Source organism: Vibrio sp. J383 (assembly GCF_023503985.1).
In the GTDB taxonomy this organism is placed as follows: domain Bacteria; phylum Pseudomonadota; class Gammaproteobacteria; order Enterobacterales; family Vibrionaceae; genus Vibrio; species Vibrio splendidus.
On sequence record NZ_CP097293.1, the window covers coordinates 1,005,971 to 1,018,310 of the forward strand.

General features: G+C 45.9%; 8 protein-coding genes. 5 read left to right on the forward strand and 3 right to left on the reverse strand.

Annotated features, from left to right (window positions below; translation table 11 throughout):
- Positions 1 to 248: 248 nt before the first annotated feature.
- From M4S28_RS04520 to tadA, 3 genes are all read left to right on the forward strand, one after another.
- The gene (locus M4S28_RS04520) at positions 249 to 1,811 is read left to right on the forward strand and encodes an AbgT family transporter (protein ID WP_016792168.1); all 1,563 of its coding nucleotides are present in this window, start codon (positions 249 to 251) and stop codon (positions 1,809 to 1,811) included.
- Between the two features lie 199 nt (positions 1,812 to 2,010).
- Complete coding sequence (locus tag M4S28_RS04525) at positions 2,011 to 3,300, forward strand: hemolysin family protein (protein WP_017091996.1); 1,290 nt, start codon at positions 2,011 to 2,013, stop codon at positions 3,298 to 3,300.
- Positions 3,301 to 3,400: 100 nt separating this feature from the next.
- The gene (gene tadA / locus M4S28_RS04530) at positions 3,401 to 4,039 is read left to right on the forward strand and encodes a tRNA adenosine(34) deaminase TadA (RefSeq protein WP_249632377.1); all 639 of its coding nucleotides are present in this window, start codon (positions 3,401 to 3,403) and stop codon (positions 4,037 to 4,039) included.
- 58 nt (positions 4,040 to 4,097) lie between these two features.
- Here the strand turns inward: tadA and M4S28_RS26450 are convergent, their stop codons facing one another.
- Positions 4,098 to 4,232: a hypothetical protein gene (locus M4S28_RS26450; RefSeq protein WP_004735176.1), complete on the reverse strand. Its 135-nt coding sequence runs from the start codon at positions 4,230 to 4,232 to the stop codon at positions 4,098 to 4,100.
- A gap of 316 nt (positions 4,233 to 4,548) precedes the next feature.
- Complete coding sequence (gene mltF, locus M4S28_RS04535; protein WP_249632378.1) at positions 4,549 to 6,117, reverse strand: membrane-bound lytic murein transglycosylase MltF; 1,569 nt, start codon at positions 6,115 to 6,117, stop codon at positions 4,549 to 4,551.
- A 329-nt stretch (positions 6,118 to 6,446) separates the two neighbouring features.
- Between mltF and purL the strand changes: the two genes are divergently transcribed.
- Both purL and M4S28_RS04545 read left to right on the forward strand, forming a co-directional pair.
- Positions 6,447 to 10,379, forward strand: a complete 3,933-nt coding sequence (purL, locus tag M4S28_RS04540) for a phosphoribosylformylglycinamidine synthase (RefSeq protein ID WP_249632379.1) — start codon at positions 6,447 to 6,449, stop codon at positions 10,377 to 10,379.
- Positions 10,380 to 10,631: 252 nt separating this feature from the next.
- The gene (locus tag M4S28_RS04545; protein ID WP_004735180.1) at positions 10,632 to 11,165 is read left to right on the forward strand and encodes a DUF3332 domain-containing protein; all 534 of its coding nucleotides are present in this window, start codon (positions 10,632 to 10,634) and stop codon (positions 11,163 to 11,165) included.
- 119 nt (positions 11,166 to 11,284) lie between these two features.
- Here M4S28_RS04545 and dapD read toward each other — a convergent pair whose 3' ends face one another.
- Positions 11,285 to 12,316, reverse strand: a complete 1,032-nt coding sequence (gene dapD / locus M4S28_RS04550) for a 2,3,4,5-tetrahydropyridine-2,6-dicarboxylate N-succinyltransferase (protein ID WP_249632380.1) — start codon at positions 12,314 to 12,316, stop codon at positions 11,285 to 11,287.
- Positions 12,317 to 12,340 lie beyond the last annotated feature (24 nt).

Below are 12,340 nucleotides of genomic sequence, written 5' to 3' on the forward strand. Positions count from 1 at the left end.
CTGATAGTTTTCACTCCTCGGACATTGTTTACGTGCCAGTTAAAACTCTGTATATGGAATGGTGTTTTTTGTGTTTTTATATTGTTGCTGTTGTACAGTATTTTTGCAAAATATGTCTCCATTTATGGAAAATGATGTGGAACCTTGTGCTTTTTAACAGCGACTTTAATAGAATATGTGCTGTACCAATAGGCCATGGTCAAAACTTTTATTAGGCCTAAACAAACAACATCACATATGGAGTTACAATGAGTAACCAAGCTGTAAAAAAAGCACCATCGACTGAGAAGATCAGTGGGATGGACCGCTTTCTAAACTTCATTGAACGCGCCGGCAACAAAATTCCAGACCCTGCAATTCTGTTCTTCTGGGCTCTAGTTATCGTATGGGTAGCATCTGCACTTTTATCGAATCTTTCATTCGACCTAATCAACCCTCAAACGGGTGCTGCTCTAGAAGTAAACAACCTATTAACTGGTGAAGCGCTTGCTAGCTTCCTAGCGAATATGGTTACCACGTTCACAGGCTTCGCACCGCTAGGCATCGTACTTGTTGCTATGCTAGGTGTTGGCGTTGCTGACTCTTCAGGCTTCATTACGACTGGCCTTAAGAAGATGCTTAACTTCACGCCAGCTAAGCTACTAACGCCAATGCTAATCTTGGTTGCTATCGTGTCTCACACAGCAGCTGATGCAGGTTACGTTCTAGTAATTCCTCTTGGCGGTATCATCTTCCACGCTGCGGGTCGTCACCCTCTAGCGGGTATTGCAGCAGCGTTTGCTGGTGTATCAGGTGGCTTCTCAGCGAACTTCATACCTTCAGGTATTGATCCGCTACTAGCAGGTTTCACTCAAACAGCGGCAAACGTTCTTGACCCTGCATACGTGGTTAACCCCCTAGCGAATATCTTCTTTACTGGTCTATCTTCAGTTCTAATCGTTGGTATCGGTTGGTACGTAACAGAGAAGGTTATCGAGCCTCGTCTTGCTAACACTCCTGTTGATGAAGATGCAGAGCAAGCTCCTGACCTAGGTACGTTCACGGCGATTGAATCTAAAGCATTCAAATTTGCTGGTTGGGCAATGGTTGCAGGTATTGGTCTGCTTATCGCAGCTTTGGTTCCTGAAAACTCAGCACTTCGTTCGCCTGAAGGTGAGCTAACGGCGTTCTCAGCACCAGTAATGAAGTCTATCGTTCCTCTGATCTTCATTCTGTTTATTATTCCGGGTATCGTCTACGGCCGTGTAGCGGGTACATTCAAGAATAGTAACGATGTTATCAAAGCGATGTCTGAGACAATGGCAACGATGGGCGCATACATTGTAATGTCGTTCTTCTGTGCTCAGTTCTTATCAGCATTTGCTCAATCAAACATCGGTACTATGCTGGCGCTTTACGGTGCTGAAGGCCTGAAAGCGATGGATCTTCCTGGTGAAGCAACGGTTGTTGGTATGATTCTACTAACGGCTGCAGTTAACCTTCTTGTAGGTTCTGCTTCAGCTAAGTGGGCACTGATTGGTCCTATCCTAGTTCCTATGCTAATGGTTGTGGGTATCTCTCCAGAGCTATCTCAAGCGGCTTACCGTGTAGGTGACTCAGTGTCTAACATCATTTCTCCATTGATGGTGTTCTTCCCACTGGTTGTTGTTTACTGTCAACGCTACGTTAAGTCGACTGGTATCGGTACTCTAGCTTCTTTAATGATGCCATTCTCGATTGCTATGCTAATCGGTTGGTCTATCTTCTTGCTAGGTTACTGGGCTCTTGGTATCCCGCTAGGTATCCAAGCTCCTTACACTTACACAATGTAAGATAAGTAAAGCCAAACGAACTAACATAAAAATCATCGAAGCCCGCACCGAAATGTGCGGGCTTTTTTTCGCCATCTTTTTCCGTTTTTTATCCAAGATGTTTATATCCCAAACTTTTTATATTCAAAATAAAGGCACTCAGCTTATACTCCGGATCACGGCTAATTGTTGGCCGGTAAAATTAGGAAATCCAAACCACATGAAGATTCTGCTTTTAGTAGGGTTAATTGTTTTAAATGGTCTGTTTGCCATGTCAGAGATTGCATTGGTAGCAGCAAAAAATAGTCGGCTGAAACGCTTAGCCGAAAAACATCGCTCCGCTCAGATTGCTCTTGAGCTCAAAGAAAACCCAACTCGCTTCCTTTCAACCATTCAAATCGGTATTACGGTAATCGGCCTACTCAGCGGTATCGTGGGCGAGGCGACGCTCTCTGCGCCACTGGCCGTTCAACTTGAGCTGTGGGGATTCGACCCAACACAAGCGAATATCTTGTCTACTGCGGTAGTCGTTGTCGGTATTACTTACTTCGCGATTGTTGTGGGTGAGTTGGTACCAAAGCGTTTTGCTCAGTCTCAAGCTGAAAACATCGCCGTGTTAGTCGCGCTGCCAATCTTCTGGTTATCTAAAATCGCGACGCCGTTTGTGTTTGCGTTGTCTGCATCAACCGAAGGTATTCTCAAGTTAATGGGGCGTGGTGGTGAAGAAGACAGTGTGACTGAAGACGATATTCATGCACTCGTGAAAGAGGGCTCTGAATCAGGTGTGATAGAGCGTGGCGAGCAAGAGATGATTCGCAATATCTTACAGCTTGATGATCGCCTTGTGAGCTCGTTGATGACGCCACGCCGAGACGTCGACTTTCTAGATATTGAGCAACCTGTAGAGCAGATATTTAAGAAACTACGCTCTTCAAAGCACAGTGTATTTCCACTATGCCAAGACCATCTCAATAAAGTGGTCGGTACGGTGTCGTCCAAAGCCTTGCTGAATCAGGCGGGCAATTTAAGTATTCAAGTCATCATGGGACTGTCTAAGTCGCCGATCTATGTTCCAGAATCGATGAAGGCACTGCGGCTACTTGGCTATTTTAAAGAGTCGGGTACCGAGATGGCATTCATTGTCGATGAATATGGCGATGTGCAAGGCCTTGTGACTCATTACGATATTCTTGAAGCGATTGCAGGTGAGTTATCCAATAACCCCAATGACCTATGGACAGAGCAAGTGGAAGACGGATTGCTGGTGGATGGATTAATCCCTATCAGTGAGCTCAAGAACCGCTTAGAGCTGTCAGAGTTAGAAGGGGAAAGCGAAGGCTTCCAAACATTGAATGGCCTTGTGACTTGGTTAATCGGGCGTTTACCCGATACGGGAGAAGTCGTTCAGTGTCAGCAATGGCAGTTTGAAATTATCTCGGTCGAGAACAACCGTATCGTGAGTGTGAAAGCGACAAAAATAGTCAATGAGTTAGGCGATGCTGTTAGTTAGATAAGCCGCTAGCTAGAGATTAAACGAACAAGCCCGCGCTTGTTCGTTATCTCTTTATTGTTCAGAATCACTTTATTGTTCATTATTACTAAGATTAGGTATGCTTCTCCGCATACCTTTTTTTGTTCTTATCCTTTGTTTTCTGGAGTTCCCTTTGTCAGACCATCAATTCACCCCTCAAGATGAAATCTTCATGCGACGTGCCATTGAGGTGGCCAAGCAAGCTGAGAATGAGGGAGAGGTTCCCGTGGGTGCTGTGTTGGTAAAAGAGGGGGAGATTATTTCTGAAGGTTGGAACCGTTCGATTGGCAGCCACGATGCCACGGCACATGCAGAGATCGAAACCTTGCGTAAAGCGGGCCAAGCTTTGGAAAACTATCGCTTACTCGATACCACCTTATACGTCACGCTTGAACCGTGTCCTATGTGCGCTGGAGCCTTGTTACACAGCCGAGTAAAGCGCATTGTGTTTGGTGCCCCTGACTTAAAAGCGGGTGCAGCAGGTACGGTGTTAAATCTCTTTGAAAGCCAAGCCTCATACCACTATGCAGACGTGGAAAATGGTTTGTTAGAGCAAGAGTGCCGTGAGCAACTGCAAGCGTTTTTCAAGCGTCGTAGAAAAGAGATAAAAGAAAAACGAAAGCAAGACCGTCTGTTGGAAGAGCAGTGTTTAGAATCTGACAAGGCAAGTAATAAGAATAAGGTCAGTAACAAGAACAAGGTCTGTAACAAAAAATAGCAGCAAGCTTTCTGCACTCTCTATCGCAAGAGTGCCGCAGAAAACTTACTCGGTATATTTACTCAGAAAGTATCTGCATGAAAGCACGGTTGCGCCAAATGATTTTCTTCTTATTATTTGAAAGCATACGCTTACGACGGTTTGCAGCAACGGTCTTATCAAGGCGCTTCGATTTCAGTTTACTCTTCATCATTTCAACGATTTCCTATTTGTCGTCTAGCTTTGTAATTATGACTTCAGTTTTAATTATAGTGGTTATTTGTTTATGAGCTCTGTCGCGAACTTAGCGTTAGCTTTCTGAACCACTATTGCAATGGTTAGTATCTGAATCCAACCGAGCATGATGTCGCTTATGGTGTGACGTTATAAAGTTCGATTGTTACTGCAATATGACACCTCAAATTTAACGGTCACTTTGCTGGTTTAGTTTCTCAATGCGAACTAGCCAATACGAACCAGTGGCTCATGTATAAAAAAAGAGCAACGCTATATAGCATTGCTCTTTTTATTTATTTGGAAGACTCAGCTTCGTCGACAGCGGATTCAGCCGCACTGATTGTCGATTCAGCGCCCGAGATCTCTAAAGGTGGGATAACCACCAACCCTTCAAGGCTCGCTTCTTCTTCTTTATTTCGCTTATTCACATGACCAATAATGCTTTGGTAATAACGGCGAATGTTCTCAACGTAATTCCTTGCTTCATCACCACGCGCATAACCGTAACGAGTTTTGCTGTAGTACTTCTTCTGTCTTAGCAGAGGAAGCCTGTCTTTCACATCACCCCAAGCGTCAGGATCACCGCCTTGTGCTTTGGTTAAGCGACGAGCATCCATCATGTGCCCGTAACCTACGTTATATGAGGCAAGCGCAAACCAGATCTTTTCGTGTTGAGTGATTGAGTCGGGCACTCGGTTAACGATACGACGTAAGTATTCCACGCCACCTTGTACCGATTGTTTCGGGTCAAGACGATTGGTTACACCTACGCTCTTTGCGGTTGGCAGCGTCAACATCATCATGCCACGAACACCGGTTGGAGAACGCGCGACAGGATTCCAGTGTGACTCTTGGTATGCCAAAGCAGCAATCAAGCGCCAATCAAATTCTTGCGAATATTTCTGAAACAGTGGAGACCATTTTGGCAGCTTGCTATCCAAGGCGCGGATAAAGGCACGAGTATCGACATAATCGAAGGTGCCGATATGGCCAATATATTTCTCTTCCAGTGAAGCGAGCTCACCAGACTGCTTTAGGTTACCGAAAAACTCAATCAGCAGCGCATAAAGGCTTTCATCTTCTGAACGTTCTAAATACCAAGAGATCGGTTGGTCTTCTGTAAGTTCAAAAGCCAAAGCGACGTCTGGGTACAAACGCTGTGCGAGTGACAGCTCAATCGAATCCGCCACAGTAAACAAGCGTTCCCCTGTAGAGACTTCTTTTAGCAAGTCGTTGATATCAGCATTGCCGATCGCATCGTAGATAAAGTCATCGTGTGTGTTTTGCAGCTGTTTTAATGTTGGCTCAAAGTGTGAGTCTTTCACTACAACCAAAGATGGCGTCAATGTGTCAGTAGTCGCTATCTCTTCTGATTCAGTTTGTGCTTTGACGAAATCAGCCTGACGCTCATTCTCGAACTTGATCAGTTGCTCAAGGTTTCTTGGGCGCCACTGGCCTTTTTTGTACACGACCTGCTGGCTTACATAGTAATAAGCGGGCGCGGCGCGATAGGCACGTGTCAGGTTGCTGTTTTGTGTTAACCCCGTTGCGATAAGATCGATCTCGCCTTTCTTTAACGCAGGAAATAGGCCGGATAGACGGTAAGCAGGTTTAACCTCAAGCTTTACACCAAGCTCTTCTGCAAACTCGCGAGCTAACTCGTAGTCCAAGCCAGCAGGACCATCTGGACCGATGTAATAAGAGAGTTGGTTATTCAGGGTGCCGACACGAAGAACGCCACGCTCTCGTATCTGCTCAAGGACACTTTTAGGTTCAGATTCAATCTGGCATCCAGCCAACCCAAATAGGGCAATAGCGAGCAGAAGGAACTTAGACGAAAAGATGAGCGTAAATTTAGGCATCAAAATGAAATCTCGAAAAGTGGAAGCCCCTTTATACCAAACCCCGCAAGGCTGGCAAAGCAGGTTTATTTAAACAGTTGTAAAAGTGGTGATAAATGCAGCAAAAGTACCATTTACACAGAAAGATAAAAAAAATAACGCAAACGGTTGCTTTTGGTGTTACGTCACAAAAAGAAATGCTTTATAATGCGCTCGCATTGAAGAGGTGGAATCGGCATAGGTTTGGCAACCTTCGGGAATAGCTTCGAAGAAAACAGTTAGGTTGTTCCTATAACCCACTGAATTTATTCCAATATTACCTTAATCAACTGCATAAGAGACGTAAGCACATGAGAATTTTGCGTGGCTCCCCAGCTCTATCTGAGTTTCGTGTTAACAAGCTTTTAGAGCTTTGTCGTGAATTAAGCTTACCTGTAACAGGTATTTACGCTGAGTTTGCCCACTTTGCTGATCTAACGGCAGACCTAGATGAGTCTGAAGTTGAGAAGCTAGAAAAGCTACTGACTTACGGTCCAACGCTTTCTTGTAAAGAGAATGGTGAAGAGCATGAACCTGAAGGTTTACTGCTGCTTGCAACGCCACGCCCGGGCACTATCTCGCCTTGGTCTTCAAAATCAACAGATATCGCACACAACTGCGGACTGGCTAAAGTGTCACGTCTAGAGCGCGGTACTGCTTTCTACATTGAAACCTCTTCTGAACTTTCTGAGCTTCAACTTGTTGAGCTGAAAGCCATTCTGCACGACCGTATGATGGAAGTGGTTTTCACTGACTTCGAATCAGCGGCGGCACTGTTCACTGTTGCTGAGCCTGCTCCTTATGCGGAAGTTGACCTACTAACTGGTGGACGTAAAGCGCTTGAAAAAGCAAACGTTACCCTAGGTCTAGCACTTGCAGAAGACGAAATTGATTACCTTCTTGAAAGCTTCACTGAGAAGCTAGGTCGTAACCCGACTGACATCGAGCTAATGATGTTTGCACAAGCGAACTCAGAGCACTGTCGTCACAAGATCTTTAACGCTGATTGGACTATCGATGGCGTTAAGCAAGAAAAATCATTGTTCAAGATGATTAAGAACACCTTTGAAACGACACCAGAACACGTTCTGTCTGCTTATAAAGATAACGCAGCGGTAATGACAGGTTCTGAAGTCGGTCGTTTCTTCCCAGATCCAGAAACTCGCCAATACAACTACCACCAAGAAAAAACACACATCTTGATGAAAGTTGAAACGCATAACCACCCAACGGCAATCTCTCCGTGGCCGGGCGCATCAACAGGTTCAGGCGGCGAAATCCGTGATGAAGGCGCAACTGGTATTGGTGGTAAGCCAAAAGCTGGTTTGGTTGCTTTCTCTGTATCTAACTTAAAAATTCCTAACTTCGTACAACCTTGGGAAACTGATTTCGGTAAGCCAAGCCGTATCGTAACTGCGTTGGATATCATGTTAGAAGGCCCATTAGGTGGCGCAGCATTCAACAACGAATTTGGTCGTCCAAACCTATTAGGTTACTTCCGTACTTACGAAGAAAAAGTTAACTCTCATAACGGTGAAGAAGTTCGTGGTTACCACAAACCAATCATGCTTGCTGGTGGTTTAGGCAACATCCGTGATGCTCATGTTCAGAAGAAAGAGATCCCAGTAGGCGCTAGCTTAATCGTATTGGGTGGCCCTGCAATGAACATCGGCCTTGGTGGCGGTGCTGCATCTTCAATGGATTCGGGTTCTTCTTCTGAAGATTTAGATTTTGCTTCGGTACAACGTGAAAACCCAGAAATGGAACGTCGTTGCCAAGAAGTAATCGACCGTTGTTGGCAGCTAGGTGACAATAACCCTATCGCATTTATCCATGATGTGGGCGCGGGCGGTATCTCTAATGCACTTCCTGAGCTAGTCGATGACGGCGAACGTGGCGGTATCTTCAACCTACGTGATGTACCAAACGATGAACCAGGCATGAGCCCGCTTGAAATTTGGTGTAACGAATCTCAAGAACGTTATGTAATGGCGGTTGCAGATAAAGATTTAGCAACGTTCGAAGCGATTTGTAAGCGTGAACGCGCTCCATTCGCCATTGTTGGTAAAGCGACAGAAGAACGTGACCTTAAATTAGAAGATTCACACTTCGACAACACGCCAATCGATATGCCAATGGATATCCTTTTAGGTAAAACACCTAAGATGCACCGTGACGCGAAGACGCTAAAAGCAAACAACCCTGCGATTGATCGTTCTGGTATCGAACTAAACGAAGCGGTTGACCGTATTCTTCGCCTACCAACAGTGGCAGAGAAAACATTCCTTATCACTATCGGTGACCGCTCGGTTACAGGCCTTGTCGCTCGTGACCAAATGGTTGGCCCATGGCAGGTTCCAGTTGCTAACTGCGCAGTAACGGCAGCAAGTTACGACTCTTACCACGGTGAGGCGATGTCTCTTGGTGAGCGAACGCCAGTAGCACTTTTAGACTTTGGCGCGTCAGCTCGTCTAGCGGTTGGTGAAGCAATCACTAACATCGCAGCGACCAATATCGGCGATATCAAACACATAAAATTGTCAGCTAACTGGATGTCTCCAGCGGGTCACCCAGGTGAAGATGCAGGCCTTTACGAAGCGGTTAAAGCCGTAGGTGAAGAGCTATGTCCAGCACTGGGTCTTACTATCCCAGTGGGTAAAGATTCAATGTCGATGAAGACTAAGTGGGAAGAGAACGGCGAGCAGAAAGAAGTCACATCTCCGCTATCTCTTGTTATCACTGCGTTTGCACGTGTTGAAGATGTTCGTAAGACGATTACGCCACAACTTCGTACAGACAAAGGCAACACGTCACTGGTACTTATCGACCTTGGTAACGGCCAAAACCGCATGGGCGCAACAGCACTAGCGCAAGTTTACAAGCAGCTTGGTGATAAGCCAGCAGACGTAGACAACGCGGCACAGCTAAAAGGTTTCTATGAAGGCGTTCAAGCGCTTGTAGCAAACGACCAAGTTGTGGCTTACCACGATAAAGGCGATGGCGGTCTATTCGTAACACTTGCTGAAATGGCGTTCGCAGGTCACTGTGGTGTTAATGCTGATATTGCAGCGCTTTTATCTGCACCAGAGAATAGCGAAGATACGCTAGCAGCACTCTTCAACGAAGAGCTAGGTGCGGTAATCCAAGTTCGTAACGACGACCTAGACGCTGTTCTTTCTACTCTTGCAGCCAATGGCCTAGAAGCGTGTTCACACGTAATTGGTTCTGTTGAAGCATCAGATGAAGTAGTGATTAAGTCAGGCGCAGACGTTGTAATCCAACGTAACCGTACTGAACTACGTACTATCTGGGCTGAGACGACGCACAAGATGCAAGGTCTACGTGATAACCCTATCTGTGCAGACCAAGAGCACGAAGCGAAGAAAGACAACTCAGACCCAGGTCTGAACGTGAAACTAAGCTTCGACGTAAACGAAGACATTGCAGCGCCATTCATCAACACAGGCGCTAAGCCTAAGATGGCGATTCTACGTGAGCAAGGTGTTAACTCTCACGTTGAAATGGCAGCAGCATTCGACCGCGCAGGTTTCGAAGCGACTGATATTCACATGAGCGACATCCTAACGGGTCAAGCGGTACTAGAAGAATACAACGGCCTTGTGGCTTGTGGTGGTTTCTCTTACGGTGATGTACTGGGCGCTGGTGAAGGTTGGGCTAAATCGGTTCTGTTTAACGACTTTACGCGTGACCAATTTGAAAACTTCTTCAAGCGTGAAGATACTTTCTCTCTAGGTGTGTGTAACGGTTGTCAGATGTTGTCTAACCTGCGTGAACTCATCCCGGGTGCTGAGTACTGGCCACGTTTCGTTCGTAACGAATCTGAGCGTTTTGAAGCTCGTTTCAGTCTCGTTGAAGTTCAGAAGTCTGATTCAGTATTCTTCAACGGCATGGAAGGTTCTCGTATGCCAATCGCTGTTTCTCACGGTGAAGGCCGCGTAGAAGTGCGTGACAACGACCACCTAAACGCGATTGAAAACTCAGGTACGGTTGCCCTACGTTACGTTGATAACAACGGTAACCAAACGCAGCAATACCCGAATAACCCGAACGGTTCGCCAAACGCTATCACTGGTTTAACAACGACGGATGGCCGTGTGACTATCATGATGCCTCACCCAGAGCGTGTATTCCGCACGGTTGCAAACTCTTGGTCTCCAGAAGGTTGGGGCGAGAATGGTGCTTGGATGCGTATGTTCCAAAATGCACGTAAGAATGTGGGTTAATCTGGTTCTCTAAACAGACATTTTTGATAAAATGAGAAAAGCGCAGATCGAAAGGTCTGCGCTTTTTTATTTCCAAAATTTGAGGAGCCTGATCGAAATAATTAAGGTTTGCAGTTTGCTGTTCTAAAAATCTCCACTACGCTAAATGTTATGGAATCAATTTGTTAGGCGGATAATTTCTGTAATCGTGCAGGGAAAGCTTCGTTCGGCTATGCAAAAACTGAATCAATCATCGTGGCATAAGAGGGATCTATGAAAACAACAATCACAAAAGCAGTTGCAGTGGCAGCGATTGTCATGTCATTAGCTGGGTGTGTCGGTAGTAATGCCGTTACTGGGAAATTAATGAAATTCAACGTAGAGGTTGTGGACAACCGTTACGCTCGTGCTGGGGTCAACTTCTTGCTTGCTCCAGTTTACGCTCTAACATTCGCAGCCGATTACATCGTATTTAACTCGATCGAATTCTGGGCAGGTAAAAACCCACTCACTGGCGCGCCTCATATCTTCGATAGTAAAGTCGATACTATGATTGATGTGAACGATAGCCTTGACGATTCACTGAAAGATGCACCACTTGGGTTCAATAATCGCCATATTGAATGGGGTGAGATGCAACAGATCGATGAGAACACCATTCAAATGGACATCACCTATAACGATGGCCAGAAGGCTGTTTTGACGGGGGTTCGTGATGGTGACAAGGTCAGTTACTACATGGATGGAACATTGGTTTCAGAGACTTCGATTCAAGCTCTTGAACAGCTAGCAGCAGAAAAAGCATAACCTTCTCTGCTTTACCGCTATAAAAAGAAAAGCCGCTGGATTTAACCCCAGCGGCTTCGTATTTTCTAGCATTTAGCATTTAGCATTTAGCATTTAGCATTTAGCATTTAGCGCGTAGATTAGTTGTTGCTGTGTAGCTCGCTGTTCAGTTCAACAGCAGACTTGTTCGCAAGACATTCAATTTGGCCAGTAATCGAGTTACGACGGAATAGAAGGTCAGAAACGCCAGCAAGGTCACGGGCTTTAATGATTTCTACTTCGTTGCCTTCTTTATCTAGCATGCGAACTTTAGTACCCGCAGTCACGTAAAGACCAGACTCAACCGTGCAACGGTCGCCCATTGGGAAGCCAAGACCCGCGTTTGCGCCTAGCAGGCAGTTTTCGCCGATAGAGATAACCATAGTACCGCCACCAGACAGAGTACCCATGATAGAAGCGCCGCCGCCGATGTCTGAACCGTTACCCACAACAACACCCGCAGAGATACGACCTTCAACCATGCTCACGCCAGTAGTACCCGCATTGAAGTTGATGAAACCTTCGTGCATTACCGTTGTGCCTTCGCCTACGTGTGCGCCAAGACGAACACGAGAAGTGTCAGCAATACGAATACCTGTTGGTACCACGTAATCTACCATTTTAGGGAACTTGTCTACGCAATCTACAGACAGAGCGCGACCCGCAAGGCGAGCTTCGATTTGACGCTCTGGTAGCTCAGGAAGGTCGATTGGGCCTTCGTTTGTCCATGCGATGTTGTGCAGTAGACCGAAGATGCCGTCTAGTACTGTACCGTGTGGTTGTACTAGGCGGTTAGAGATAAGTTGTAGCTTTAGGAAGCCTTCAGCAACTGATGCTGGCTTCTCGTCAGTTGCAAGAACAACAAGAACAAGTGGCTGTTCAGACGCTGCCGCTTTTTCTGCGAAAGATGCGTTTGCTGCATCGTCGTTTGCTGCGAATGCTTTCGCTAGTTCTGCGCTTTGTGCAGCAGAGATTTCTATAGCTTGGTTGCCTTCAGCGTAACCTGACACTTCAGCCACAGCTGCTACAATAGCGTCGTTTGGGTTTAGAAGTGGGTTAGGGAAGAACGCTTCAATGATTTTATTGTCGCGGTTTTTGGTTGCCGTACCGAAGGCTAGTGAAAAGTAAGCCATGTTGAATCTCCATGTGTTGAGTCT